This is a genomic window from Kineosporia sp. NBRC 101731, from assembly GCF_030269305.1.
In the GTDB taxonomy this organism is placed as follows: Bacteria; Actinomycetota; Actinomycetes; order Actinomycetales; family Kineosporiaceae; genus Kineosporia.
Map to the genome: position 1 here is coordinate 1,593,616 of NZ_BSTC01000001.1, position 25,459 is coordinate 1,619,074.

Below are 25,459 nucleotides of genomic sequence, written 5' to 3' on the forward strand. Positions count from 1 at the left end.
GGTGGTGGCGGCGCAACCGCCGCCCCGCGAACCCGCGGTGGAAGTCGAACGAAAGGCACCGATGATCACCGAACTGCGTACCCACCTGGCCGAGCGTCGCGTCGTCCGGCAGCGTAACCGCAAGCTCGCCCACGAGCTGGCGAGCTACAGCACCCCGGCCGAGCGTCAGGAGCTCGACGCGATCATGGGCCGTCACACCGAGTCCGAGATCGCCGAACTGGAGGCCGTGCTCAACCAGCAGGCGGCCACCCGGGCAGTTCACCTGTAACACCAACTTTCGAGGCGCGCCAGAGACGCAGCGCCCATGATGATGCGGCGACACGAAGACGTGTCGCCGTTGTTGTTTTGTCAGAGACCTTTCAGAGGGTCTTGAGGAAATGGACCTGGGCGCTCCCGGCCGGATATCCCTCGGCCCGCCCGGTCTCGACGTATCCGTGGCGCCGGTAGAAGTCCGGCGCCTGGAACATGAACGACGACCGCACCATCCGGGCGCAGCCTCCGGTGGGCCTCCTCCTGCGCGGCTGCCAGGGGCGTGCTGCCCCATCCGCCGGCCCGTGGTCGGCATGCACCCGCAGCATGCTCACCCCGCAGGTGCCGCCCCCGTCCAGCCGGTGAGTCCGCCCACCAGCTCCCCGTTCTCGTCGCGGGCCCGGACCGACAGCGCCGGCTCGTCGTCCGCCCCCGTGGCTCTCGCGTTGAAGACGGCCAGTTCCCGGTCCGGACGGGTGGTCGGTTCCGGGTCGCTCGTGCCGGTCGACAGGTGGGTCATGGGCGAAACTCTGTCCAGACATGCAGAACGGCCGCGCCCCGAGCGGGGCGCGGCCGTTCCGGACGGGCAGGTCGATCAGAAGTTGATCATGTGCCCGGCCAGACCGTGCACCGCTTCCTTCACGGCCTCGCTCAGGGTCGGGTGGGCGTGCACGTTGCGAGCGATCTCGTGCACGGTGAGGTCCCACTGCTGGGCCAGGGTCAGCTCGGGCAGCAGCTCGGTGACCTCGGGGCCGATCAGGTGCCCGCCGATGAGCTCGCCGTACTTGGCGTCGGCGATCAGCTTGACGAAACCGACCGGCTCGGCCAGGCCGTGCGCCTTGCCGTTCGCAGTGAATGGGAACTTGGAAACCTTGACGTCGTAACCTTTTTCGCGGGCCTGGGCCTCGGTGTAGCCGAAGCTGGCGACCTGCGGGTTGCAGAACGTGGCGCGCGGGATCATCGCGTAGTCGAGCGTCATGGTCTCGGCTCCGGCGATGGTCTCGGCCGCGATGATGCCCTGCGACTCGGCCACGTGGGCCAGCATCAGTTTGGACGTGACGTCACCGATGGCGTAGATGCCCGGCACGTTGGTGCGCAGGTTGTCGTCCACCGCGATGGCACCGCGCTCGGTCAGCTTCACACCGGTGTTCTCCAGGCCGTAGCCCTTCGTGCGGGGCACGAAACCGATGGCCTGCATGACCTTGTCGGTCTCCAGGACCTGCTGCTTGCCGTCCTTGGTGACGGTCACCCGGACCGGGCCGGAACCGTCCTCGATCGAGTCCACGCGGGTGCCGGTGAGGAGCTTGATCCCGGCCTTCTTGTACCGCTTGGCAAGTTCGGTCGAGACGTCGACGTCCTCGAGCGGCAGGATCCGGTCGAGGAACTCGACGATCGTCACGTCGACGCCGTAATTGCTGAGCACATAGGCGAACTCGATGCCGATGGCACCGGCGCCGGCGATGATGATGCTCTTCGGCAGCTCGGACGTCATGATCTGCTCTTCGTAGGTCACGACCCGCTCGGAGAGGGTCGTGCCCGGCAGCAGGCGGGTGGTGGCGCCCGCCGCGATGATGGCGTTGTCGAAGGTGACTGTCTCCTCGCCACCGTCGTTGAGCTTGACCTGCAGGGTGTGGGCGTCGACGAACGTGCCCCAGCCGTTCAGCTCGTCGATGCCGTTCTTCTTCATCAGGAAGTGCACGCCCTTGACGCGGCCGTCGGCCACGGAACGGCTGCGCGAGAAGGCAGCCTTGAAATCGAAGGTGACCTGACCCTCGATCTGGATGCCGAAGGTCTTGGCCTCGTGCTGCACGGTGTGCGCCAGATCGGCGTTGCGGAGCAGGGCCTTGGAGGGGATGCACCCGACGTTCAGGCAGACACCGCCCCAGTACTTGCTCTCGACAATGGCCACCCGCTTGCCGAGTTGCGCTGCTCGGATGGCGGCGACATAGCCGCCGGGGCCGGCTCCCAGAACGATGACGTCGTAATGACCAGGCATGTCCATACACGTTAGTGGCCTTCTCGCGCGACCCGCGCGCAGGTCCCGATATGACATCCGGGCGCGTCCTGACGCCTTCCGGGAGTGACCGGGGTCACTCGTCGGGCAAAATCTCTGCGCTTTGTGACCGTCGGGTTACTTTCTGGCGTTTAGGTCTTGTGATCTCTGCGGACAAATCGGACTATTAGGGCGCTTCCGGGTCGCCCGGACGTGTCCCTGACAGGGCATCGCCCATCACGTCTGTCGAGAGGAACCACCGTGAAACCCAGCCGTCTGCTTGTTGGCCTGGCCACTTCCAGTGTCGTCGCCGTCTGCCTCGCCGCACCCGCAGCTTCCGCGGGTGCCGCCGTCGGCGTCAGCGCTACTCCCACCAACCAACTGGTGGCCGTTACCGCCGCGCAGAAGGAGTCCGTGAAGCAGGACAAGGCGGCCGACGCGCTCGCCAAGAAGCTCGGGAAGGAGAGCGCGGGCGTCTACTACGAGGGCAGCACGCTGAAGGCCGCGGTCACCACCAAGGCCGCCCTGAAGACCGCCAAGGCCGAGGGGGCCAGCGCGAAACTGGTCAAGAACACCACGGCCCAGCTCAACGCCGCCGTCAAGACCCTCGACTCGACGGTGAAGCTGCCGGGTACCTCCTACGGTGTCGACCTGACGGCGAACAAGGTGCTGGTCACCGTCGACAGCACGGTCAAGGGTGCGAAGCTGGCCAAGGTCGAGGCCGCGGTCGCCAAGCTCGGCACCAAGGCCACGCTGGAGAAGACCTCCGGCGTGTTCAGCACCAAGATCGCCGGTGGGCAGGCCATCTACGGCGGTGGCTACCGCTGCTCGCTGGGCTTCAACGTGGTCAGCGGTTCGACGTACTACTTCCTGACCGCCGGGCACTGCGCCGAGGTGGCGAGCACCTGGTACTCGAACTCCGGTCAGACCACCACGCTCGGGCCGACGGTGGGCTACTCGTTCCCGGGCAACGACTACGCCCTGGTCCGGTACAGCAGCTCCAGCACGGCCCACCCGGGCACGGTCTACACCTACAGCGGCTCGCAGGAGATCTCCAGCGCCGGCACGCCGACCGTGGGCCAGACCGTCTACCGCAGCGGTAGCACCACCGGTGTTCGCAGTGGCCGGGTGACCGCGCTCAACTCCACCGTCAACTACGCCGAGGGCAGCGTCTCCGGGCTCATCCGGACCACGGTCTGCGCCGAGGGTGGCGACAGCGGTGGCTCGCTCTACGCGGGCACGGTGGCGTACGGCCTGACATCGGGTGGCAGTGGTAACTGCACCTCCGGTGGCGTCACGTACTTCCAGCCGGTTCCGGAGGCGCTCAGCGTCTACGGGGTCAGCATTTACTAAGGGGTTCGTCCCCTGAGGGGGCGAACGTGAGGACGCCGGTGAGCCCTGACCACCGGCGTCCTCACTCCTTTGTCCCTCCCCCGGCTGGAGGGATGCCGTGAAGGGGGCGGATCGGGCATGATCGGTTCTCTGCGTGCGACCCGACCCCGGCCGGGCATAGCCTGGTTGCGGACGAGGGGTGGTGAGGGCATGCGGCGCACCGGTAACGAGCCGAACAGCGCGCGCAGCCCGCTCCGGCTGCGTCTGGGGCTGGCGCTGACCGGCCTGGTCTCCTCCACGATCACGGCCGTCGTCCTGGCCGGCCGGGGGTCCACCGCGATCGTGCTGATGTTCGCCGCCGTGGCGGTGAGCGCGGCCGTCGACCTGTTCGTGGTGGTGCGCCGGATGCGGCAGGGCCCGCACTTCCAGCCGGGCTCCCAGGTGCCGCCCTACCCGCCCGTCGACCCGCCGCCGCGGCCCCCACGGGAGCGTCGCCCGGTCGACGAGGGCACCCGCGTCCGCCGGTACCTCCTGATCATGGGAACCTGCGTACTGCTCGTCGTCGTGGCCTGGACCGTGGTGAGACCGATCTCCACCGGTACAGCCGTGATCATGGGCATCGTCGCTGCCGCTCTTCCACCCGTCGCCGTGTTCGTCGCCGGTTTCGGGGCGCACCTCTCCGGTGGCGGTGACGGCCCGGGATGGCAGCGTCGTCCCCGGGACGGGGGACTGGGAAACTAAGTCCCCCGCGACGCAACCGGCACAGGGGTCTCGTGCGTCAGACCCCCTGCCTGCCGTGGGTCTACCCATGGCGAGCTATGAATTGTTCGGACAAAAGCCACGCGGATAGGGCGATCCGGTTCGGGTGAGTCGCCGCTGTCGCGTACCGTAGTACCCGGTAGAGGGAAGGAGCGTTGCCTTGTCGGACCCGGCGCGCCTGTCGCAGGAAACGGGCAACCAGCTCATTGATGGTGCGAACACGGCTGACCCCACGACCGGGACTCTGGAGTACGCCTCGGCGTCTGCGGAGACCGCACCGGAGCTCAGCCCGTTGGCAGCTACGAGAGCTGTCGGCCCTGTTGATCTTTCCTCTTCTTCTGACACCTCTTCTTCCAGCACATCGGGTGGTTCTGGGCCAGTGCGACTGATCGGCGGAGACGAGACCTCCGAAGCGATGCAGATGGCGGAGGCGGGCGCGATGTCGCTCGCCCCAAACTCCGACGCGGGTAGGGCGGACTTGTTCTCCACCTCCACCCTGCCGGCCGTCGTGGGAGGTGGCCCCGACAGCGGTGGCCTCTCTCTCAGCGCGGCCTCCGTAGGGGCAGCCCTCAGGGCCACCGGAGCCCCTCTCGATGTGGCAGCTGTCCCATCGAGTTCACCGGCCTCCGGCTCACTGCCGACGGCCGATCCCGAACTGGGCCCCTCGACCGAGCCCTACACGGTCCAGCCCGAACCGGCCTCCGTGCCGGCCGGTGCCTCGTCGTTCGGCGCTTCGTCGTTCGGTGCCTCGTCGTTCGGTGCCTCGGCCTCAGCCGGGTCGGGTGCGTCCGGGGCCGGTCGTGGTGGTCAGCCGCAGCAGCAGTCCTCCCGGGCCGCAGCCTCGTCGGGCCAGTCCGAGTCGTCGGGTCAGTCGGGTCAGGCCGGCCAGGGTGGTCCGTCGGGTCAGGGCGGTGGCCGTCCTGGTCGCCGCTCACCCGACACGGGGGCCTTCGTACCGCGGGAGATGGTCGCCCGGCGCCGTGCCGCCGAGGCGATGACGCGAGCCATCGTGATGGCGCCGCCTCTGCCGCCGTCGATGATGACCGGTTCCCAGCCGATGCCGGGGGTGCAGAACCCGGCCAGCGGGCCGATCACGCAGCCCGGCGGCCCCGAGACCCACGTCGACCCGGCGGCCGCGGCTGCTGCCGCGGCCCGGGCCCAGGTCCAGCCCGGCGCCAAGAACCGTAAGCGCAAGGGTCGCAAGCAGGGGGCCCACACCGCTGGCATCCCGATGAACACCGGTGCCAACCAGCAGGTGCAGCCGCCCACCGGCCAGCTGCCGACCGCTCCCGGCACCGGCTCGATGCCGATCGGCTACAACAACCCGCAGGGCTACGCGCCGCAGGGCTACCCCCAGGGGTACGCGCCCCAGGGTTACACCCCGCAGGGCTACCCGCAGACCTACGCCCCGCAGGCCTACGCACCCCAGGGCTACCAGCAGCAGGGTTACCAGCAGCAGGTGCCGACCGGGTCGATGCCGGTGAGCGCGATGGGTTCGGTGGGTGTGCCCACCGCCCCGCCGCAGCAGCAGCTCTACCAGGGGCGGCCGCCGCGGCAGCCGAACCAGAAGCTGCCCTCCCCGGCCGCCCGCTGGGCCATGTTCGCCGTGGTCTGCCTGGTCATCGGCGGCATCATCGCCGGCGTCATGATCAGCCTGGGCGCTCGGGAAAAGGATCCGAACGCCGGTGGGGGCAACACCACGGCCACGCCCACGGCGACGGCCACGCAGGCGGTGGAGACAGTCAGTCTGGACTTCGACACGCAGCCGTTCGACCCGGTGTCCGGCAACGGCATCAAGGATGACGGCGATGCCTACCGCACGATGGGCTGGTACAACTCGGCCCAGTTCGGCAACCTCAAGCCGGGAGTCGGTCTGCTGATCGACCTGGGCAAGGCGAAGAAAGTCAGCAAGATCAGCGTCAACGTGGGCGGTCAACCCATCACCGTCGGTCTCCGGTCGGCGAACTCGCTCTCCACCAGCTCCCTCGACGACTACGACACTGTCGTCAAGCAGAAGAAGGTCACGGGCAAGGTCGACCTGAACGCCTCCTCCGCCGATGCCCAGCGCTACTGGCTGATCTGGGTGACCAGCCTGGCGCCGCGCAGCGACGGCAAGTTTGACGCGACGCTGAAGAACCTGAAGGTCACCGGGCCCAAGGAGTAAATGTTCTTCGCGAAAGGCGCGCTCCCTTCGGGGGCGCGCCTTTCGTCATATCCGCGAGCGCAGCCCGTCCAGCACATGGTCGGCGAGGGGCCAGCGGGGCACGACTCCGTCGACGGTGATTGCCACGACTCCCTGGCCGGCGCGCGCCCAGCTGATGCCCTCGTAGCTCAGCACCGTGCCGGGGCGGGCCAGCCAGTGGCGCAGGGCTTCGCGGTCGAAGACGGCGTAGCAGTTGTCGCCGACCCAGCACTCCACGGACGCCCGGAAGATGCGCAGCTCCAGGGTGACCGCGCTGCCTGCGGTGTCACGCAGATCGATTCCCAGGCCGGTCATGCTCCCAGCGTCGGTCAGGGTGCTGACCCTCACCATGACGCGACATGGCACGCTAGATGCACCGTATGTAATCAGTTCGTCACAGTACCTGGTGTGGCTCGCAGCGGCTCACGTTCCCCCTCCGGAAAAGCCCAAGTCCCCTTGTTCGTGATCATGCAAAGTGTCCCCAGGCCGACGATTCGGTCTGGGGACACTTTGCATGATCACGAACTACTGGGGCCGGCTGAGGTTCAGGGGGTTGGGGCCGGGGCGCTTTCGGGCTCGGGAAGGGTGACGGCGGCCGGGCGCACGATCTTGGGGAGGGGCTTGGCCTGGGAGACGTCGCCGTACCCATAGCCGTATCCGTACCCGTCGTAGCCGCCCCGGTGCTTCTTCTTGGGGGCGAAGTTCAGGACTGATCCGAGCAGCTTGGCGTTGACGGCATCGAGTGCCTGCAGGGCGCGGTTGGCGTCTTCCTTGCGGGTCTTGCCGTGGCGCAGCACCAGCACGGCGCCGTCGGCCGCGGCGGCCAGCACGGCCGCGTCGGTGACGGGCAGCAGGGGCGGGGCGTCGACCACGACCACGTCGTAGTGCTCGGCCAGGGTGGCGAGGAGGTCGGCCATCTGCTGGGAACCGAGTAGTTCCGAGGGGTTCGGGGGAGTGGGGCCGGAGGGGAGCACGGCCAGGGTGTCGCGGCCGTAGACCGTGACCACGTCACGCAGGTCGTGGCGGCCGGCGAGCACGGTGGTCAGGCCCGCTCCGCTGCTGATACCCAGGTACCGCCCGACACTGGGCTTGCGCAGGTCGCCGTCCACCAGCACCACCCGGGCGCCGCCCAGGGCCAGGGTGAGCGCGAGATTGCAGGCTGAGGTGCTCTTTCCCTCGTCCGGTAGGGGAGAGGTGACCACGATGACGCGGGGCGGCGAGTCGACATCGGCGAACTGGAGATTGGTGCGCAGCGTGCGGAAGGCCTCGGCCCGCGCACCGTGTTCGTCGGAGTCGACCAGCGGCTGCTTGGAGGTGCTCGGGTCGAACGGCACCACGCCGAGAGGAACTGCGCCGGTGAGCTTCTCGATGTCGGAGATGCTGGTGACCGAGGTGTTCAGGGCGTCGCGCAGCACGGCCGCGCCGATGCCCAGGCCGAGGCCGACCAGCAGGCCGAGTGCGAGGTTCAGCGGCACCCGCGGGGCGACCGGGACGGAGGACTCCGTAGCGCTCTCCACCACGGACAGGCGCACCGGCGAGGACTCCTGCTGAGGAAGCTTTTCCAGCTGGGAGACGTAGTCGGGGAACTTGTCGGCGATGCCGTTGGCGATGATCGCGGCCCGTTTCGGGTCGGTGTCGGTGACGGTGATGTCGAGCAGCACCGTGTCGGCCGGGGCGGTCACGCTGATCTGGCCCGCGGAGATCGGCACCCCGTAGGCGGCGGAGACCTTGTCGAGTACGGACGGACTGGTGACCACGTCGGCGTACGACTTGATGCGCTGCTGGATGAACGTACTGCCCTGGCTCATCTGGGTGACGCTGTCCTGGTTCTCGCCGGTGATCCCGACGAACATCTCGGTGGTGGCCGAGTAGGTGCGCACCTGGCGGTCGGTATAGGCGTACGCGGCGCCGAGGCCGAGAGCCGCGAGCAGTAACACCACGAGCCACTGCCGGCGCAACACATGCAGGTACTGAACGATGGTCACGCGTGACCCCCCAAGGGCAGTGTCGGGCATCTGTCCATCGCTGAACGGTCTTCATGCTATCGACGCCGAATGGCCGGGACCGGCCTTGTTGCAATCCGTTCGACCGATGCGGGAGTAGGTATTTCGGTCAAAGGAAATCCCGGAGTATGGAATGCTGGGATGCCCGCACTCCCGATGGTGCGGTGGAAACTTTTCAGAAATGTGCGCACGAATTCAGATCTGAAATGGCACGCTGCAGTGCAAGTGTGCGTCGGGTGTGCGTGGAGATGCGCAGGGGCACTGCACCCACGGTGCACTTGCAAACCAATCTCGTCAGCCTCTGGAGAAAGCGGTGAATTCGCGCCTATGCTGACATTTACTGCACGCGCAGTAGGTGTCGGCGGACCATATTTGCGCGATTGACGGGGGTCATCGTGATGACGGTGGAACGCTGGACAGGGCATGAGGCGTGGGCTTTGCGTCGGGCTCTGAGAATGACCGTGGTGGGATTTGCCGAATATCTCGGTGTCGGCACCCGCACGGTGAGCAAGTGGGAGGCGCGTGGTGCTGACATCGAACCGATGCCAGAACTGCAGGCGGTGCTCGACACCGCCCTGGCCCGGGCAGACCGGGCCAGTGCCGAGAGATTCCGGCTGCTGATCCAGGCGGGTACGGCCGCAAGGGCCGCCGCGGGCAGACGGCGTGGCACGGTGGAGAAATCGCCTTCCTCACCGGCACCGGTGGCTCCGGTGTCCCCGGTGACGAGGGCGGTGGGTCCCGGGCGTTCGGTCCGGGCCGCCCGTGCCAACCAGAACCTGGCCGATGCGGCCGGCCGTGTGGCGCGTACCTCGGTGCGCGACCGCACGACGGTCCCCGGCCGGATCCGGCCCAGGCGGCGTCCCGGCGCGCCCTCGGACCTCTCACCGGTGGCTCCGGTGACAGGACCGATCGCGCTGGGTGGTGCCGGGGCTCAAAGTGGCCCGGGAGGTCCGGGAGGCGTGGCCGTCCACGATTGGCTGACCGACCCTCTGGTCCAGCTACGTGCGGTCGACTCGGTGCCGGAGGGCGGTGCGCCCTCGGTCGCGCCGTCATTGGCGTGCGCTCCGCCCGAGGGCTGGGAGACGAGCTGGCAGGAGGCCCGGAGGCAGAACGCCACCGAGCCGCCGGGCGGCCTTCTCGCGGTCGGGCGCAGCGATGTCGAGGCGGTGCAGGAGACCGTCTCGTTCTTCAGCCGTGTCGACCAGCGCCGGGGCGGTGGTCACGCCCGGACGGCGGTGCTGCAATACCTCACCTCCGACGTGTCCGCGTTCCTGAACGGCCGTTTCACCGACGACTCGGTGCGGCGGCAGATGTTCGCCGCGGCCGGGGAACTCGCGTGCCTGGCCGGGTGGATGTCGTACGACGACGCAGAACACCCGACGGCGCAGTGGGCCTACTCGATCGCGGTCAAGCTGGCCGCCGAGGCGGACGACGCACCGCTCGCCGGGTTCGCCCTGCGGGCCATGTCCCGGCAGGTGCTCGACCTCGGCCAGCCCGAGCGAGCACTCGACCTGGCCGCGGCCTCGGTCAACGGGGAGCGGTACCGGCGGGCCGTACCCCGGGAACGGGCTCTGCTCTGTCTGGGGCAGGCCCGGGCACTCGCCATGGCGGGTGACCGGCAGGCCGCCACGGTGGCGGTCAAACAGGCCGAGGCGGAGCTGGCCTCGGTCTCGGCGTCCGATGTCGAGCCCGACCGGGTGTTCTTCGTCGGGGAGGCCTCGCTGGCTCACCAGAGCGGTTGCGTGCTGCGTGACTTCGGAGACCTGCGGGGCGCGCTCGAGGCCTTCGAGCGGGCGGTCCAGATCCGACAGCGATCGAAGTTCGCGCGGGCCCATGCCATCACCCTGGGCGACCTGGGCGATGTCCAGGCCCGGCTCGGCCGGCACGACCAGGCCGTCGTGACCTGGTCCCAGGCGCTGGATGCGATGTCCGGCGTCCGCTCGGCCCGTACCCGCGCCATTGCCCGTCGCATCCGCGTGATGACGGCGAGCAAACCGGTCCGGGTCGAGGGTTCTGAAGAACTCGCGGCCCGCGTGGAGCACTACCTGGCCGGGTAGACGAACCTGCGCCGGGTGCCCGGTCACGCGCCGATCGGAGCATCCGGCCAGGAGCCATGCCCAGCACCAGGGCGGGGCCCCTGGCCAGGACCCATGCCCAGAACCAGGTCGGCGACCAGACGGCTGAGGCCGCCGAGGTGGCTGAGTGGCTGGACGGCTGGGAACGATCGTCCTGCTCTCCGTTCGTGATCATGCAATCCCCTGGCCTTCGGCCGGGAGGCGCCCCTATTTTGCCGGGGAAGGTTTGCATGATCACGAACGAAGGGATGGCTCCCCTCCTCGGTGGAGGACCGGTCCCAGCCGCTTCCCAGGGGGTTCGGGGCGTGCGCCCGGTTGTCCGGGCGAACCTTCACTCATGCTGATGTTCATCTTCACCGCGTTGCTCATCGCCGGGGCGGTGGGCTGGTTCATGAACCGGCCTACGCCGGTACCGGTCCAGGGCCGCCCGGTCGACCCGCAGAACGGCTACCAGCCCTACCAGCAGCCCAGCCAGCAGCCCGGTCAGCCGGGCCAACCCGGTCGGCTGCCCGACTACGGCACACCCAGCTACGGTTACATCCCGACGGCCGGCGTGGACCTCTCCGACGCCCGCGCCGAGGCCTCGCACTGGGTGGAACGTCTCGGTGGCGGCATCACCGCGCTGGAGGGCACGAACGACGGCACCAACGTCGCGGCCCGGCAGTCGATGGCTGAGGCGACCGAACGGCACGCCTCCGCCCGCCGTCAGCTGGCCGAGGCCGTCTCGGCCAAGCAGATCCAGCTCGCCGGGCGCACCGCGATCGAGGGTCTGCACTACCTTCGCTCGGCCCGGACCGCGCTCGGTCTCGACCCGGGGCCGGCGGTGCCGCAGGAGAGCTCGGTCCCGGCGGTCGAGGGCACCCGCCGGGTCACCGTGAACAACGAGGAGTACGTGGCCTCGTCCGGCCCCGGCAACGCGACCCCGTACTACTACCCCGGCGGCCAGGTGCAGGGCCGGACCGTGCCGGCCGGCTGGTACAGCCGGCCCTGGTGGAAGACGGCGATGGTCGCCGGTGCCGCGGGCATCGGGTCGATGCTGGTGCTCGATGCCCTGTTCGGTGGCCACGGTCCCGGCTTCGGGGGCCTCGGCGGTCACGAGGGCTTCGGTGATCACGGCTTCGGCGGTGGCCCCGGTGGCCCGGACGGCTTCGGCGGGTTCGGTGAGGGCTTCGGTGACGGTTTCGGGTTCTGATCGGCGGCGCCTCTACAGCGCGGCCCGGCCCCCGTCGATCACCTCTCCGTCATCTGCACGTCGGGTACCGGTCACCTTGGCGTGTTCCACCGTCCTCGTCGATGATGGCTTCACCAGGACTCCAGGGGTCATCGCCGATCCGCCTATCTCCCAGCAACCCCGCAGCGGAGGCCGATCGTGGAACTCCACCTGATAGCGAGCCGGGTGCTCGGCGTCATTCCGCGCACCCCCGAGCAGTTCCACGCCACGTTCGACCACGCGATGTCGGTGCTGTCCGACGAGCCGACCATGCGTTGGTCATGCATCGCGCTGATCGCGGCCGGGGTGGGCCTGGCCCTGGCCCGGCGCCTGATCCCCACCCTGATCTGCGTTCTCGCGCTCGGCGTCACCAGTTATGTGTGGTTGCAGGTGAGTCACGTGCGCGAAGGCGTGATCCTCTACACCTTCTCGCCCGACCACGGGCTCACCGAGGCCGATCTGCTCGCCCCCGTGGTGGTGTCGATCTCGGTCCTGCTCTGGCTGATCGGCCAGGCCGTGTGGCGTCGACGGGGGCCCCGACAGACGTACCGAGAGACGCGCACCGTCTCCGTCACATCGTCCTGAATCGGACCGAACGGGCCTGAACTTGCCTGAACCATCCTGAAATGGGGCGGCCTCAGCCCTCGACGTCCTGCCCGCTCGGCCCCTCGGAACCGGGTGACTGCGACGGCAGGCGTCCCGGATGGGTCTCCTGGTACGACCACCGCTCCTCGGCCCACACCTGCCCGCGCAGGTGGTACCCGCGTTCCTCCCAGAAGCCCCGACGCGGTTGCAGCAGGTACTCCCAGCCGCGGAACCACTTCGGGCCCTTCCACGAGTACAGGTGCGGAATGATCAGCCGAACGGGGTAACCGTGTTCGGGTGCCAGGTCAGCGCCGTCCTGCCGGGTGGCGAGCATGGCGTTGTCCGCGATCAGGTCGTCCAGCCGCACGTTGGCGCTGTAGCCGTACTGCCCGTAGACGATGACGTTGGTGATGCCGGGCAGGGGTGGGTAGGCCTCGACGACGTCGCGGGCCAGCACGCCCTCCCACAGGTTGTCGAGGGTGGTGAACTTGCCGGCGCAGTGCATGTCGGCGGTCAGTGACGCCTTCGGCAGCTGCTCCAGTTCGCCCAGCGTGACCACGAAGCTCTCGTCGCTCTTCGTCGCCCCGCCGAAGCTCATCGACCAGGTGTCGCGGTCCCGGACCTTGGGAACGGGTCCGTAGTGGCGCACCGGGCGGTCCAGGCGGCCCCTCTGGCCAGGCGGCATGAGGCGGTCGTCCGGCTGTTCGCCCTGGGGGTGATCGTGATCCGGTCCCTCCTGCATCCCGTCCCTCATCCCGCCCATCAGGTCTCGTGATCTCGCCGCGTCCGTATGACCTTCAAATACCGACCGGCGTCCACCATGTTCGACGCTGTCGGCCCATTCGCCCAATCGGCAGGTGGGCGGGGCCTTGGACTCTACTGACGGGTCAGTCAAAGTAGTTAACGCGCCCGCTTCGGTGGCGCCCCCTCGCTTGTAAGGGCCTGTAAGGGTCCGGATGCACCCGGTCACGTCTGCAGTTGAGATCGGCCGGTCAGGAGCAATTCAGGAGTGGTCGCGGCGACATCAGGGAGCTGGGTAGGCGGTGACCTCGGTCGCCTTGGCCGACAGACGCACCTGGAGTCCGGGCGAGAGCTGCAGCTCGGCGACCGCCGCGGCGGTGACGTCCACGAGTGCGTCGGGAGCGCCGGTCACAGCCACCCGCACCCGATCGGTGAGCAGCTCGACACCACTCACCGTGCCGGTCCAGACGTTGCGGGGAGAGCCCTGGGGTAATTCACCCAGATGCAGGGAGATGGCGCTGGGGGAGAGTACGACCAGCACCCGGGAGCCCTCGGCCAGATCGGGGGTGGAGGTCCGGAGCTCACCCCCGCCGTCCAGCACGACGTGTCCCGGACCGGCCAGACGCCCGCTGTAGAGGTTGAGGCCCATCAGCCGGGCTACGTACTCGGTGACCGGCCGCCGGGCCACCTCCGAGGGCGTACCGGTCTGGGCGATGTGGCCCTCCTCCAGCACCAGGATGCGGTCGGCCATCACCAGTGCCTCCAGCGGGTCGTGGGTGACCACGATGCTCGGCCCCGCGAAGGCGCGCAGGTGCCGGCGCAACTCGGTACGGATCTCCAGGCGGGTACGGGCGTCCAGCGCGGCCAGCGGCTCGTCCAGCAGTACCATGGCGGGTTTGCTGGCCAGGGCCCGGGCCAGTGCCACCCGCTGGGCCTGCCCCCCGGAGAGCTGATCCGGGCGTCGGGCGGCCAGGGAACTCAGGCCGAGCCGCTCGAGCACCTGCGTGGCACCGGTGCGGGCCGCGCTCCGGCGGGCCCCCCGGGCGCGGGCCGCGAACGCCACGTTGTCGAGCACGGACAGGTGCGGGAACAGCCGGTAGTCCTGGAACACCAGCCCGACGCGGCGATCGGTGGTGGGCACGAACCGGTTCGCCGCCGGGTCGTCCCAGCGTCTGCCCCCGACCTCGACATGCCCCTCGCGCAGGGCCAGCAGCCCGGCCAGAGCCCGCAGCAGGGTGGTTTTCCCGGCCCCGTTGGGTCCGAGCACGGCCAGCACCTCACCCGGCCCGACGCGCACCTGCGCGCGCAGTTCGAAGTCCTCGCGGTCCACCACGATGTTCGCGTCGAGTCCGATGGTGGACGCGCCGACTGTCGCCTCGGGCGGGCTCGCGCCGGTCACAGCCGTGCTCCGCTGCTCAGCCAACGGTCGCGCAGCAGGGCCAGCGCGGCCACCGAGACCAGCAGCATCACCAGGCTGAGGGCGATTCCCGCGTCCGGGTCGTTCTGGATCAGCAGGTAGATCTTCAGTGGCATGGTCTGGGTGGTGCCGGGGAAGTTACCGGCGAAGGTGATGGTGGCGCCGAACTCACCCAGCGCCCGGGCCCAGGTGAGCACGCTGCCCGCGACCAGGCTGGGGGCGATCAGCGGCAGCGTGATGCGGCGGAACGTGGCGAACGGTTTCGACCCGAGTGTGGCCGCGGCCTCTTCCAGGCCCTGGTTCGCGGTGCGCAGCGCGCCCTCCACCGTGATCACGAGAAAGGGCATGGCAACGAAGGTCTCGGCCAGGATAACGGCGGTGGTGGTGAACGGCAGTGAATAGCCGAACCATTCGTCCAGATACCGCCCCACCAGGCCGCGCCGGCCGAGCGCCACCAGCAGGGCCACCCCACCGACCACTGGCGGCAGCACCAGCGGCAGCGTCACCAGGGCCCGCAACACACTGATTCCCGGCCGCCGGCTGCGCGCCAGGATCCAGGCCAGCGGGATGCCGAAGAACAACGAGAGGCCGGTCGCCGCCGTCGCACAGACCAGCGAGAGACGCAGTGCCTGGAACACTTCCGGCTCGGACAGGAGCTGTGGCAGGTCGGTCCAGGGGGCACGGACCAGGAGCCCGGCCAGCGGCAGCAGCAGGAACAACGCCGCGACCAGCGCGGGCAGCAGCATCGGCCACGGCGTCCGCGTGGTGACCCGCAGATCCCGATCCCGGCGGCCGGGCCGGTCGCCGCGGTCGATGGCCATCATGCCTTCCCCTCCCTCTCCGTTTCGCCACTCTCTTTTTCGCCGTGATCATGCAAAACCTCCCCAGCGTTCTAGAACTCTTCCAGGGGGAGTTCTAGAACTCCGGGGAGGTTTTGCATGATCACGAACAGGGGTTGCTGGGGTTGCTGGGGTTTTGGGGGCTGGGTCAGGGTTTGCTGAAGCCGGCTGTCGCCAGCTCGGCCGCGCCCTTGTCGGAGAGTACGTAGTTGACGAAAGCCTTCGCCAGGTCGGCGTTCTTGCTGTCCTTGAGGGTGGCGATCGGGTAGGTGGTGGTGGCGTTGTCGGCGGCCGGGATCTCGATGCCGGAGACCTTGTCGCCCGCGGCCTTGACGTCGGTGACGTAGACCAGGCCCGCGTCCGCCTCGCCCAGGGTGATCTTCGACAGGGTGGACTTCACGTCGACCTCGTTGCTGACCGGGGTGACGGTGATGCCGGCGTTCTTGAACACCTCGCGGGCGCTCACACCACAGGGCACGTCCTCGGCGCAGAGCACCACCTTGACGTCCTTGTTCGTCAGGTCGTCGAGGGAGTCGACTCCTGCCGGATTGTCGGTCGGTACCGCGATCTCCATCGTGTTGTTCGCGAAGGTGACCGGTTCGGAGGCGTTTCCGGCCTCGACGACCTGGTCCATGTTCTTTGTGGCGGCCGAGGCAAACACGTCGGCCGGGGCGCCCTGACTGATCTGCTCGGCCAGGCCGGAGCTCGGGCCGAAGCTGAAAGTGACCTTGGTTCCGGGGTTCTCGTCTTCGAAAGCCTTGCCCAGGGTGGTGAACGAACCGGTCAGGGAGGCGGCCGCGAACACCGTGATCTCACCCGATGTCCCCGAGGACGACGATCCGCCGCAGGCGGTGAGGGGCAAGGTGGCGGCAGCCAGCCCGACGACCGCGCCGAACGTGTTTCTGTGCAAGGGTTTTCTCCGGGAATCGAGAGATGGGTCAGGACGGGTCGGGGACCTCGACCACGACGTTCGTCGACTTGATCGAGGCCACGGCGAGCGAACCGGGCTGCAGGCCCAGCTCGTCGGCGGCCTCGCGGCTCATCAGGCTGACCACCCGGAAGGGCCCGGCCTGGATCTCGACCTGGGCCATCACGGTGTCGCGCACCACCCGGGTGACGAGCCCGGTGAACCGGTTGCGCGCCGAGGAGAGGCCGAGGCCGTCCTGATCGGGGCCCGGGGTCTCGGCCGCCAGCTTCTCGGCGAACAACGCCAGGTCGGCGCCCTCGACCGCGCGGCGGCCGGCGTCATCGGTCGTCGTGGGCAGACGCCCGGAATCGGCCCACCGGCGCATGGTGTCGTCGCTGACGCCGAGCAGTTCGGCGGCCTGCCGGATGCGGAACCTGGTCACGCCCGTGAGCATAACCGCAGATGCGGATCGATCATCCACCGGGATTCCGTAGTTGCGGAACCCTGGTGGTCAGGGTCGAGCGCTCAGAGACGAGTGGCGGGCACCCGCACCGTGATCAGCCGCAGGTCGTCGGCCAGTTCGTCGATCCCTTCCCGCTGCACCGGCCCGGCCACGATCAGCGCGTGCAGCGGATGCCGGTCGCCGAGGGCCCTCACGACCTGCAGGGTCTCGTCCTCGGCCCGCAGGCTGTCGTCCAGGTCGAAGGTGTCCAGCAGGGCGTACCCCTCGGAGCCGGCGCACAGGGCTATCTCGATGCGGGCCCGGCGGCGCAGCTGGTCCGACGACCCGGGTGGGACGCGGAACAGCCCGACCGCGAGGGAATGTGCCATGCCACCAGAATCCGTGACCAGGGTCTGGACAGCGATGTTCCACCGGTGAACCGCTGCTGCATCGTCCCCGCTCAGGGCGTTCGGTAGGTTCGTCCGGTGCCGCGCCCCTTCGCCCTTCCTCGTGTCGCCGCCGTTCCGTCCACCGTGGCCCTGGTCATCGTCACCGGGGTCGGCCCGATCGCCACCGACTCCTACGTGGCCGCGCTGCCCGCGGTGCAGGACTCGCTGGACGCCTCGGCCGCGGTCGCCCAGCTGACCCTCACCGCGTTCATCGTCGGCATGGCCGCCGGTCAGATCCTGCTCGGCCCGGTCAGCGACGGCCGGGGGCGGCGTCGGCTGCTGGTGGGCGGGGCGATCGTGTTCACCCTGGCCTCGGCGCTGTGCGCGGTGGCGCCGACCGGTGCGCTGCTGGTGGTGGCGCGGCTCGGGCAGGGGCTGGCGGCCGGTTCCGGCATCGCGATCGGCCGGGCCGTGGTGGGCGACGCCTATCCGCCCGCGGAGGCCGCCCGTCGCTACGGCACGCTCGCCTCCATCGTCTTCCTGGGGCCGGTGCTGGCCCCGGCCGCGGGCGGGCTGATCCTCACGGTGGGCGACTGGCGCACCGTGTTCGTCGTCCTCACGTTCTTCGGGGTCCTGATGATCCTGGCCGCCGGGCTGGGCCTGCCCGAGACCCTGCCGCCGGAGCAGCGGCACGGCGGTGGTCTCGTCGCGGCGGTCCGCCGGATGCGCGACCTGGGCGGCGACTGGTCGTTCATGCGCCACGTCTGCCTGCAGTGCCTGACCATCTGCGGGTTCTTCACCTACATCGGGGGCTCGTCGTTCGTGCTCCAGGAGGTGTACGGCATCTCCGAGAGCACTTATGCGCTGGTGTTCGCCGTGAACGCCTGCGCGATGGCCGCCACCAGCATGTTCTTCCGGTTCGCGATCGGCCGGGTGTCACCGGCCCGGCTGCGCGTCATCGGGATGACCGTCTCGACCTCCGCCGCCCTCGGTGTGCTGGCGTGCGCCGTGGCCGAGCGGGTGGCGGGCTCACCGCCCCCGTTGGCGATCCTCTGGGTGCTGCTGTCGGTCATGGTCGGCGGGATGGGCCTGACCATCCCTTCCGCCACCGCGCTCGGCCAGGAGGCCGGCCGTCGGGCCCGGGGCACGGCCGCCGCGCTCCAGGGCGGACTGGCGTTCTTCTGTGGCGCGGCCGTGACGCCGCTGACCGGCCTGCTCGGCTACGACTCGCTGCTGCCGATGGCCGCTCTGATGAGCGGCTTCTTCATGCTCGCCCTCCTGATGCTCGCCGTCTGGTTCGGGGGCCGCCGGACCGGTGGCGCGGCGGCCTCGGGCGAGGAGACCACGAAGGTGACCGGATCTCCCGAGCTGAGCAGCTGAGCAGCAGCGATGTCAGTGCCGGGGCCGGCTCTTGCGCTGGGCGTGGTCGACCCAGTCCACCCAGCGGTCCGAGCGGTGCAGGCCGCCGCGGGAGGGGCGCCCCTGGGAGACCCGGACCCGGAGGATGGCCGGCGACTGCTCGCTCGGCGTCACCGCGACGATGCCGGGCAGCGCCCGGATCATCCGGCCGGCCGTCCCGTCCTGCCACTGGTCGGCATGGGCGTGCAGGTACACCACCAGTACGTCGGGTTCGATGACGTCCTCACTGATGTCCAGCAGCGCCAGCCCCCGGCTGCGCAGCTCCCGGCTCAGCAACTCGGCCCGCATCTCCATCTCGGCCTGACTGTTCGCGCGACCGTCGTTCATGCTCGTGATCAGCCCCCTTGTGACGAGCAATCCCTCAAACACGACCACCAGGAGCCCCGGCGCGAAGGACCCCTGGGAGGGCGAGACCAGCGACGGGTGATGGTCCCCAATCGCTGGCCTCGCCGATCTAGGTGGCCGACCCCCGTTTGCTCGGCCACATCACCAGGGTCATACGGATGATGGGCTGAGTCATCTGTTCGATGAGGACAGGGCGAATGTCCTCATTGCACCTTTGTGGGCGAGCGATGCTGTCCCACTGGCTGACCGAAGAATCAGCAGACGCAGCGGCAACAGTAAAGGGGAGGCACGAGCAACATGATCCGTTCGGTCGTGTTCGACGTCGGCGAGACGCTTCTGGACGACACGTCGGAGTGGGGTCGGTGGGCGGACTGGATCGGTGTGCCCCGGCACACCTTCTCCGCCGTGATGGGGGCCGTGGTGTGGGGCGGCCGCGACAACGGTGAGACCTTCGAGTACTTCCGCCCGGGCTTCGACCTCCCGGCGGAACGGCAGCGTCGTGAGGAGGCCGGGTGCGGGGAGAGCATCAGCGAGACCGACCTCTACCCGGACGTGAGGTCCGCGCTCGCGGCGTTGCGGGAGGCCGGCTACTGGGTGGGCGTGTCGGGCAACCAGTCGGCCCGGACGGGAGAGCTGCTGCGTGCGCTCGACCTGCCGGTCGATGCGGTGATGGTGTCGGGTGAGCTCGGGCTGATCAAGCCCTCACGGGCCTACTTCGACTGGCTCGCCGGGTGGGCCCCCGGCGAGCGGGACGAGATTCTGTATGTCGGCGACCATCGCGACTTCGACGTGATTCCTGCTCGGGCACAGGGGTTTCGCGCAGCACTGGTGCGGCGCGGCCCGTGGGGGCACCTGTGGGCGGGCGAGGAGGAGGTCAAACGGACGGCGGACTGGGTGCTCGGGTCGCTGACGGAACTGCCCGCGCTGCTCGGACCGTTGCTCGGACCGCGGGAACCGGCCGGGCCGGAGCCAGTACCTCACGGGTGAAGCCCTCCACCGCCGCGGCCCGCACCGGGCTGGTACCGGCCAGTGCGGTGAGAGTGCTGTGCACGTCGGGGTCCACCCGCACGTTCTGGGGGGCGATCCGCTGGGCCGAGCGGAGCGTCTCCAGAACGTCGTCGTGCCGCCCGATCGCGAACTGGGCGCGGGCCAGGTCGACGTAGAAGTGCGACCGGCGCTCGGCCGGCAGTGTCACCGGGGGCGCCCAGCCCTCGGCCGTGTCGAGCGCCACCTGCGGTGCGTCCAGTTCGACGGCGGTGGACACCTCGTGGATGCGTACCGACTCGGGACCGAACGCCGTGCCGGCCCAGATCCCCTCGGACACCTGCGCGGCGGTGGTCCTGGCCTCGTCCAGGTGGTCCCAGGCCTTCTCCGGGAGCCCGGCCCGGGCGGCGGCGATCGCGGCCCGCATGTGCAGGGAGCCGTACTGCGCCAGCATCTCCTCCGGGCGGCCGTGATCGCGGGCCTTCACCGCATCGGCCGCGCGCTCCAGCATGACGCGCCCGGCCCGCGGTTCGCGGCCGAGGAAGAACGACTCGGCCCGCACGTACGAGGTGGCAGCCACGCTGAACGGCTCACCGGTCTGCCCCGCGGCCCAGCCCATGATGTGGATGAGCCGGCCGGACAGGTCGTGCAGCCCGAGCTTGGCCGCGACCGCGTCGGCGGCCCGCCAGGCCTGCACCAGCATGCGGGCCACCCGCTGGCGTTCCTCGTCGGTGCGCTGCTTCTCCAGGGCCCGGGTCAGCTCGGGGATCAGGGCGGGCAGCGTGCTGAGCAGCTGCCGGTACTCCGAGTTCAGCCGCTCGTCGACGAGAGCGTGAGTGGCTGAACGCAAGGTGCCGACATCACGGACGGGTCCGTCGTCGGGCAGGTCGTACAGGTCGGCCAGCCGGTGCAGGGCGCCGATCCCCGGGCCGTCGGCGGTGACCAGGCCGAGCCCGGTGTCCAGCCGCCGGGGACGGGCCTCGATCCGGCGTTCGGCCAGGTCGAACTCCAGGGCCGCGGTCGCCAGCCGCACCAGCTCGCCCTCGGCGCCGAGCACGTCGTCGAGACGGCGCGCGACGTCGGGTTGCGGGCGCCGCTCGGCGCGTTCCATCTTCGCGATCAGGGTGCCGCTGACGTGGACGGTGCGGCCGAGCTGGGACTGCGCCATACCGGCCTGGGTGCGGTAGGCGCGCAGCCGCGCACCGAACCGGGCAAGCCGGGAGGCATCGGGGTCGAGGTCGCGCAACGGCTGTGGCATGGCTGGCCTCCCATCAAAGGTCCAGTCGCAGCCATGCAGTCCGCTATGTCAGCGTGCGCACGCTGCTGTCATCACAATATGCAACCCTGCGCCAAAGAGTAAGTCCGAATTGGGCCTATTTCGTGAAACCGTAACCCCTCCGGCGCCTTCTTCGGCCACCCGTCCAAGGAAATTCCTACCGGGTTCCTCGCGAGTAGTCCGGCAAGGCATTGATCGCCAGGCGTGTCGACGATAGGGCGTGTCCCGGGCCGGAGTTTGGAGGGCGGGGCCGTGATGGGGCTCGAAGCTGTCCGTCATCGCGGCCCCGCCGGCCGCAGGGGCAGTATCGGGGTGCCTGCCGACGCGGAGATACTGTCAGTCGCAGTGGGTTACGGGACATCTGTCGGGGGCGGCAGAAGAGGACAGCGGGACTGTCCTCTTGGGCCCTCGCTGATCCGGATCAGGCGGTCCGCGGCACCGGCGCCCCGCTGAGGGATCGCAACAGCCAGCGGGCGGGGGCGAAGCGCAGCACCCGCGCGACGTTCGTCTGGCCGCGCGTCAGGCGCTGGAACTCGCGCCAGCCCAGGGGGGTACGGGTCAGCAGGGCATGCATGACCGACGGGTGTCGTTCGAAAGCCTGTAGAAACACCCGGCCCGCCTCCATCTCCGGTCCCAGCTCCTGTGTGATGCGGATCGTGTAGTCGCGCACCACCCGGCTGAGATCGCCCATGCTGGGCGGCATCCCGGTCGGTCCGGCGGCCTTCGCAGCGCACTCGCCGGCGATCCGGCCGGACCGCAGGGCGAAGGAAATGCCTTCCCGGGTCCAGGGTTCCAGCAGGCCGGCGGCGTCCCCGGCGACCAGGACCCGGCCCTGGCCGAGGGGGGAGTCGGTGGTGCGGCAGCGGGTCAGGTGGCCGGATTCGTGGATCACCTCGGCGTCGTCGAGGCCCTGCTTCCGGACGAAATCCTTGAGGTAGGAACGGGCTTCGTCAGATGTGCCGCGGCGTGCGATGACGCCGACGGTGATCGTCTCGCCCTTCGGGAAGACCCAGCCGTACGAGCCGGGAATCGGGCCCCAGTCCATGTGGATGCGCCCGGCCCAGGTGCGGGCGTGCTGCTCGGTGGCCCGCAACTCGTACTCCAGCCCGAGGTCGACCTGCCCGAGGGTCACGCCGACGTGCCGGGCGATACGGCTGGCACTGCCGTCCGCGCCGACCACGTAACGGGCCCGGATCGGCCCGACCGAGGTGGACAGCAGCGCGCCGTCGACGTCCTGGGTCACCGCCGTCACCGTGACGCCCGAGCGCACCTGCGCCCCCAGTGACACGGCGTGCTCGAGCAGGGCGGCGTCGAACTCGCTGCGGTCGACCAGGCTGAGCAGGCGCCCGCGGGACGAGCGGCCGGCCGCCTTCTCGCCGTCGGCGGTGAACGACGCCCGCCTGATCTCCTGCTTCACCGGCACGTCGAACCCGGTCAGCTCGGCCAGACTGACCCCGATCAGCCCGCCGCCGCACGTCTTGTACCGGGGGAACTGCGCGCGGTCGACGATCAGGGTGCGGGCGCCCATCCGAGCCGCCGCCGCGGCCGCACTGCTGCCGGCCGGGCCCGCACCGACCACGACCACGTCATAGCCGATGCGATCGTTGTGCTGCTGGTTCCCGCTGACGCCCATTGGCGCATGCTAGCCAGATCGTCTGAATGCCCGATGGTGAGGAGGCCCTAACTTCCTGACAAACATCCATTTCGTGATCAGGCAGAGATGTCCCGGGACGTTTCGCCGGCCTACGGCTGGAAGCGGTACCCCATGCCGGGCTCGGTGAGCAGGTGTGCCGGGCGGGTCGGGTCGTCCTCCAGTTTGCGGCGCAACTGGGCCATGTACTGCCGCACGTTCTGGGTCTCCGCCCGGTAGGTCGGGCCCCACACCTGCTCCAGCAGGTAACGCTGGCTGAGCAGTTTGCCCGGCTCGGCCACCACCGCGGCCAGCAACTGCCACTCGGTGCGGGTGAGGTGCACGTCTTCCGGGGAGATCGCGTGTCGTGCCAGGTCGACCGTGTGCCGCCCGATCCGGACCTCGCCCGGCGTCTGGCCGGTGCCCTGACGGCGGGCCACCACCCGGATCCGGGCCAGCAGTTCGTCCACGCTGAACGGCTTGGTCACGTAGTCGTCGGCCCCCGCGTCCAGGGCGTGCACCTTGTCGTGACTGTCGGAGCGGCCGGACAGCACGATCACCGGCACCTGGGTCCACTCGCGCAACTGCCGGATCACCTCGACGCCGTCCAGATCGGGCAGGCCCAGGTCGAGCACCACGATGTCGGGCCGATCCTCGCGGGCAGCGTCCAGGGCCGCCTGCCCGGTGCCGGCTGTGATCACCTCGTACTGCCGGGCCAGCAGGTTGATCCGCAGCACGCGGATCATCTGCGGCTCGTCGTCCACCACCAGGATCCGGGTCACGGCGTGGTCACCTGCATGAGGGTCATGATCATGGTCAGCCCGCCTCCCGGGGTCGTGTCGGGGGTCAGACTGCCACCCATGGCCTCGGTCAGACCGCGCGACAGAGCCAGACCCAGCCCGACCCCGGTGCCGTTGTCCCGGTCACCGAGCCGCTGGAAGGGAAGGAACACGTCGTCCCACAATTCGGTGGGGATCCCCGGCCCACGATCGATCACCCGCGTCTCCACCTCACCGGCGTGCGCGCTCACCACGATCATCGGCGGACTCCCCACCGGACTGTGCCGCAACGCGTTACGCAGCAGATTCACCAGCACCCTCTCGATCAGCACCGGATCACCATTCACCTCCAGGAACTCCTCCGGCAGGTGCACGACGATCTCCCGCCCCTGCGGGCCCAGCTCGTCCAGAGACATGGCCACGGTCTCGGCGATACTCGTCGGCTCCGGGTGCATGGCCAGCGCCCCGGCCTGCAGACGACTCATGTCCAGCAGATTGTCCACCAGCCGGGTCAGCCGATCCAGCGACTCCTCGACACTGGCCAGGAGCTCCTTCTGGTCGTCATCACTGAACCGGATCCCCGGCGTCCGCAATCCCCCCACGGCCGCCTTCGCCGACGCGAGCGGCGTCCGTAGATCGTGACTGACCGCCGACAGCAGTGCCGTGCGCATCCGGTCCACCTCCGCCAGCGGCCCCGCCGCGGCGGCCTGCTCACGTAACTGCTGCTGCCGCATGGCGACCACCGCCTGGGCGGCGAAAGCCTGCACCACGCGGCGGTCCTCGGCCGCGAGCGGATGTCCGCAGAGCACCAGGGAGATCTCCTCGTCGACCAGCACCTCGGCATCCCCCTCGCCGGGCGCCGACAGCGGCCGGCCCACCGATGCGACCACCTGCCAGGCGCCCGGGTCGTGCTGCAGGTCCGGGCTCGGACCCGAGTCGGGCGTTCGTTGCAGCAGCGTCGCGCCGCTGAACCGGAAGGTCTCGCGCACCTGGTCGAGCAGGGCGGGCAGTGGCTGGGCGCCTCGCAGCACGCTGCCCGCCAGGGTGGACAGCGTCTCCGCCTCGGCCCGCGCGCTCGCCGCCTCCCGCGTGCGTCGTGCCGCCCGGTCGACCGTGGCGCTCACCGCCACCGCCACCACCAGGAAAACCACCAGCGCGAGCACGTTCTCGCGAGTCGCGATGGTAATCGTGTGGAGCGGCGGGGCGAAGAAGTAGTTCAGCAGCACCGACCCGGCCACCGCCGCGAACAGGGCCGGCCAGAGCCCGCCGACCAGCGCCACGATCACCACCGCGGCCAGGTAGAGCAGCAGGTCGCTGCCCAGCGAGACCTGGCCCCGCAGGTGGGTCAGCAGCGCCGTGAGCAGGGCCAGGCCCAAGGTTGCGACGAGAAGTCCGGCCAGCCGCCGGTTACGGCTCAGGGCGCTCTCGGCCTGGGGCACGACCCGTCCCTGGTGAGCCTGGGAGTGGGTGACCAGGTGCACGTCGATGGGGCCCGCGCCGTTGGCCGTGGTGACGCCGACACCGGGGGAGAGCAGGCTGGACAGCCGTCCTCGCCGGGAGACCCCCAGCACCAGCTCTGTCGCGTTCACCCCGCGGGCGAAATCGAGCAGCGCCTTGGGCACGTCGTTGCCCACGACCTGGTGGTACGTCCCTCCCAGGTCTTCCGTCAGCGTCCGCTGGGCCACCAGATGGGCGTGACTGCCGCCGCTCAGACCGTCGTTGCGGGCCACGTGCACGGCCAGCAGGTCGGCCCCGCGCGATCGGCTGGCCAGCCGGGAGGCCCGGCGGATCAGGGTCTCCCCCTCCGGACCCCCGGTCAGGGCCACGACGACCCGCTCCCGGGCCTCCCAGGTGTCCGAGATGCCCTGCGAGGAACGGTAACTCTCAAGCTCGTCGTCCACCT

General features: G+C 69.6%; 25 protein-coding genes. 9 read left to right on the top strand and 16 right to left on the bottom strand.

The features are described 5' to 3' along the window. Positions 1–61 precede the first annotated feature (61 nt). Complete coding sequence (locus QSK05_RS07035) at positions 62–268, top strand: hypothetical protein (RefSeq protein ID WP_231480898.1); 207 nt, start codon at positions 62–64, stop codon at positions 266–268. A 91-nt stretch (positions 269–359) separates the two neighbouring features. Here the strand turns inward: QSK05_RS07035 and QSK05_RS07040 are convergent, their stop codons facing one another. From QSK05_RS07040 to lpdA, 3 genes are all read right to left on the bottom strand, one after another. Beyond that, positions 360–485 (bottom strand): hypothetical protein, encoded by a 126-nt coding sequence (locus tag QSK05_RS07040; RefSeq protein ID WP_285595095.1) that lies wholly within the window; start codon positions 483–485, stop codon positions 360–362. A gap of 95 nt (positions 486–580) precedes the next feature. Beyond that, positions 581–769: a hypothetical protein gene (locus QSK05_RS07045; protein WP_285595097.1), complete on the bottom strand. Its 189-nt coding sequence runs from the start codon at positions 767–769 to the stop codon at positions 581–583. Positions 770–844: 75 nt separating this feature from the next. Continuing rightward, positions 845–2,245 carry a dihydrolipoyl dehydrogenase gene (gene lpdA / locus QSK05_RS07050; RefSeq protein ID WP_285595099.1) on the bottom strand — a complete coding sequence of 467 codons (1,401 nt, stop codon included), beginning with the start codon at positions 2,243–2,245 and terminating at the stop codon, positions 845–847. A gap of 258 nt (positions 2,246–2,503) precedes the next feature. On the opposite strand from lpdA, the gene QSK05_RS07055 reads away from it, so the two are divergent. From QSK05_RS07055 to QSK05_RS07065, 3 genes are all read left to right on the top strand, one after another. Continuing rightward, the gene (locus QSK05_RS07055; protein WP_285595100.1) at positions 2,504–3,595 is read left to right on the top strand and encodes a S1 family peptidase; all 1,092 of its coding nucleotides are present in this window, start codon (positions 2,504–2,506) and stop codon (positions 3,593–3,595) included. Between the two features lie 189 nt (positions 3,596–3,784). Then, positions 3,785–4,315, top strand: coding sequence for a DUF6343 family protein (locus QSK05_RS07060; RefSeq protein ID WP_285595101.1), 531 nt, complete (start codon positions 3,785–3,787; stop codon positions 4,313–4,315). 457 nt (positions 4,316–4,772) lie between these two features. Continuing rightward, complete coding sequence (locus QSK05_RS07065) at positions 4,773–6,497, top strand: hypothetical protein (protein WP_285595102.1); 1,725 nt, start codon at positions 4,773–4,775, stop codon at positions 6,495–6,497. 45 nt (positions 6,498–6,542) lie between these two features. On the opposite strand, the gene QSK05_RS07070 is transcribed toward QSK05_RS07065, so the two are convergent. Further along, positions 6,543–6,830, bottom strand: a complete 288-nt coding sequence (locus QSK05_RS07070) for a hypothetical protein (RefSeq protein ID WP_285595103.1) — start codon at positions 6,828–6,830, stop codon at positions 6,543–6,545. 230 nt (positions 6,831–7,060) lie between these two features. After that, positions 7,061–8,500 (bottom strand): tyrosine-protein kinase domain-containing protein, encoded by a 1,440-nt coding sequence (locus QSK05_RS07075; protein ID WP_285595104.1) that lies wholly within the window; start codon positions 8,498–8,500, stop codon positions 7,061–7,063. Between the two features lie 482 nt (positions 8,501–8,982). Here QSK05_RS07075 and QSK05_RS07080 point away from each other — a divergent pair, with 482 nt between their 5' ends. The 3 genes from QSK05_RS07080 (at position 8,983) to QSK05_RS07090 (ending at position 12,388) form a co-directional block, all read left to right on the top strand. Then, positions 8,983–10,575 (top strand): tetratricopeptide repeat protein, encoded by a 1,593-nt coding sequence (locus tag QSK05_RS07080; RefSeq protein WP_285595107.1) that lies wholly within the window; start codon positions 8,983–8,985, stop codon positions 10,573–10,575. Positions 10,576–10,930: 355 nt separating this feature from the next. After that, positions 10,931–11,785, top strand: a complete 855-nt coding sequence (locus QSK05_RS07085) for a DUF1542 domain-containing protein (protein ID WP_285595109.1) — start codon at positions 10,931–10,933, stop codon at positions 11,783–11,785. A 177-nt stretch (positions 11,786–11,962) separates the two neighbouring features. After that, positions 11,963–12,388, top strand: coding sequence for a hypothetical protein (locus tag QSK05_RS07090; RefSeq protein WP_285595111.1), 426 nt, complete (start codon positions 11,963–11,965; stop codon positions 12,386–12,388). A 52-nt stretch (positions 12,389–12,440) separates the two neighbouring features. On the opposite strand, the gene QSK05_RS07095 is transcribed toward QSK05_RS07090, so the two are convergent. The 6 genes from QSK05_RS07095 to QSK05_RS07120 all read right to left on the bottom strand — a co-directional run bounded on the left by QSK05_RS07095 (position 12,441) and on the right by QSK05_RS07120 (position 17,123). Continuing rightward, entirely contained in the window at positions 12,441–13,130 is a 690-nt protein-coding gene (locus tag QSK05_RS07095; protein WP_285595113.1) for a molybdopterin-dependent oxidoreductase, read from the bottom strand. 282 nt (positions 13,131–13,412) lie between these two features. Then, positions 13,413–14,528 carry an ABC transporter ATP-binding protein gene (locus tag QSK05_RS07100; RefSeq protein ID WP_285595115.1) on the bottom strand — a complete coding sequence of 372 codons (1,116 nt, stop codon included), beginning with the start codon at positions 14,526–14,528 and terminating at the stop codon, positions 13,413–13,415. Beyond that, positions 14,525–15,367, bottom strand: a complete 843-nt coding sequence (locus QSK05_RS07105) for an ABC transporter permease (protein WP_502879737.1) — start codon at positions 15,365–15,367, stop codon at positions 14,525–14,527. The genes QSK05_RS07100 and QSK05_RS07105 overlap by 4 nt, the downstream gene beginning before the upstream one ends. Before the next feature lie 166 nt (positions 15,368–15,533). Beyond that, positions 15,534–16,295 (bottom strand): molybdate ABC transporter substrate-binding protein, encoded by a 762-nt coding sequence (gene modA / locus QSK05_RS07110; protein ID WP_285595121.1) that lies wholly within the window; start codon positions 16,293–16,295, stop codon positions 15,534–15,536. Between the two features lie 28 nt (positions 16,296–16,323). Beyond that, complete coding sequence (locus QSK05_RS07115; RefSeq protein WP_285595123.1) at positions 16,324–16,734, bottom strand: TOBE domain-containing protein; 411 nt, start codon at positions 16,732–16,734, stop codon at positions 16,324–16,326. An 83-nt stretch (positions 16,735–16,817) separates the two neighbouring features. After that, positions 16,818–17,123, bottom strand: a complete 306-nt coding sequence (locus QSK05_RS07120) for a hypothetical protein (protein ID WP_285595125.1) — start codon at positions 17,121–17,123, stop codon at positions 16,818–16,820. Positions 17,124–17,219: 96 nt separating this feature from the next. Between QSK05_RS07120 and QSK05_RS07125 the strand changes: the two genes are divergently transcribed. Further along, the gene (locus QSK05_RS07125; protein ID WP_285595127.1) at positions 17,220–18,503 is read left to right on the top strand and encodes a multidrug effflux MFS transporter; all 1,284 of its coding nucleotides are present in this window, start codon (positions 17,220–17,222) and stop codon (positions 18,501–18,503) included. A gap of 12 nt (positions 18,504–18,515) precedes the next feature. Here QSK05_RS07125 and QSK05_RS07130 read toward each other — a convergent pair whose 3' ends face one another. Then, positions 18,516–18,869, bottom strand: a complete 354-nt coding sequence (locus QSK05_RS07130; protein ID WP_285595129.1) for a hypothetical protein — start codon at positions 18,867–18,869, stop codon at positions 18,516–18,518. A gap of 315 nt (positions 18,870–19,184) precedes the next feature. On the opposite strand from QSK05_RS07130, the gene QSK05_RS07135 reads away from it, so the two are divergent. Next, on the top strand, positions 19,185–19,874 hold the full coding sequence (locus QSK05_RS07135; RefSeq protein ID WP_285595132.1) for an HAD family hydrolase: 690 nt from the start codon (positions 19,185–19,187) through the stop codon (positions 19,872–19,874). On the opposite strand, the gene QSK05_RS07140 is transcribed toward QSK05_RS07135, so the two are convergent. The 4 genes from QSK05_RS07140 to QSK05_RS07155 all read right to left on the bottom strand — a co-directional run. Continuing rightward, on the bottom strand, positions 19,762–21,129 hold the full coding sequence (locus QSK05_RS07140) for a helix-turn-helix domain-containing protein (RefSeq protein WP_285595134.1): 1,368 nt from the start codon (positions 21,127–21,129) through the stop codon (positions 19,762–19,764). The two genes, QSK05_RS07135 and QSK05_RS07140, sit on opposite strands and share 113 nt — an antisense overlap. 439 nt (positions 21,130–21,568) lie before the next feature. After that, positions 21,569–22,780, bottom strand: coding sequence for a geranylgeranyl reductase family protein (locus QSK05_RS07145; RefSeq protein ID WP_285595136.1), 1,212 nt, complete (start codon positions 22,778–22,780; stop codon positions 21,569–21,571). Positions 22,781–22,890: 110 nt separating this feature from the next. Beyond that, entirely contained in the window at positions 22,891–23,559 is a 669-nt protein-coding gene (locus QSK05_RS07150) for a response regulator (RefSeq protein WP_285595137.1), read from the bottom strand. After that, positions 23,556–25,459, bottom strand: a 1,904-nt coding sequence (locus QSK05_RS07155) for a DUF4118 domain-containing protein (protein WP_285595139.1), incomplete at its 5' end; no start/stop codon positions are given. The genes QSK05_RS07150 and QSK05_RS07155, both read right to left, overlap by 4 nt.

What these genes read in the sequence shown, in the direction of transcription:
- QSK05_RS07035 (WP_231480898.1), top strand. Translation starts at nt 62, where the DNA reads ATGATCACCGAACTGCGTACCCACCTGGCCGAGCGTCGCGTCGTCCGG.
- QSK05_RS07040 (WP_285595095.1), bottom strand. Translation starts at nt 485, where the DNA reads ATGGTGCGGTCGTCGTTCATGTTCCAGGCGCCGGACTTCTACCGGCGC.
- QSK05_RS07045 (WP_285595097.1), bottom strand. Translation starts at nt 769, where the DNA reads ATGACCCACCTGTCGACCGGCACGAGCGACCCGGAACCGACCACCCGT.
- lpdA (WP_285595099.1), bottom strand. Translation starts at nt 2,245, where the DNA reads ATGCCTGGTCATTACGACGTCATCGTTCTGGGAGCCGGCCCCGGCGGC.
- QSK05_RS07060 (WP_285595101.1), top strand. Translation starts at nt 3,785, where the DNA reads ATGCGGCGCACCGGTAACGAGCCGAACAGCGCGCGCAGCCCGCTCCGG.
- QSK05_RS07065 (WP_285595102.1), top strand. Translation starts at nt 4,773, where the DNA reads ATGTCGCTCGCCCCAAACTCCGACGCGGGTAGGGCGGACTTGTTCTCC.
- QSK05_RS07070 (WP_285595103.1), bottom strand. Translation starts at nt 6,830, where the DNA reads ATGACCGGCCTGGGAATCGATCTGCGTGACACCGCAGGCAGCGCGGTC.
- QSK05_RS07085 (WP_285595109.1), top strand. Translation starts at nt 10,931, where the DNA reads ATGCTGATGTTCATCTTCACCGCGTTGCTCATCGCCGGGGCGGTGGGC.
- QSK05_RS07095 (WP_285595113.1), bottom strand. Translation starts at nt 13,130, where the DNA reads ATGCAGGAGGGACCGGATCACGATCACCCCCAGGGCGAACAGCCGGAC.
- QSK05_RS07105 (WP_502879737.1), bottom strand. Translation starts at nt 15,367, where the DNA reads ATGGCCATCGACCGCGGCGACCGGCCCGGCCGCCGGGATCGGGATCTG.
- QSK05_RS07120 (WP_285595125.1), bottom strand. Translation starts at nt 17,123, where the DNA reads ATGGCACATTCCCTCGCGGTCGGGCTGTTCCGCGTCCCACCCGGGTCG.
- QSK05_RS07130 (WP_285595129.1), bottom strand. Translation starts at nt 18,869, where the DNA reads ATGAACGACGGTCGCGCGAACAGTCAGGCCGAGATGGAGATGCGGGCC.
- QSK05_RS07135 (WP_285595132.1), top strand. Translation starts at nt 19,185, where the DNA reads ATGATCCGTTCGGTCGTGTTCGACGTCGGCGAGACGCTTCTGGACGAC.
- QSK05_RS07140 (WP_285595134.1), bottom strand. Translation starts at nt 21,129, where the DNA reads ATGCCACAGCCGTTGCGCGACCTCGACCCCGATGCCTCCCGGCTTGCC.
- QSK05_RS07145 (WP_285595136.1), bottom strand. Translation starts at nt 22,780, where the DNA reads ATGGGCGTCAGCGGGAACCAGCAGCACAACGATCGCATCGGCTATGAC.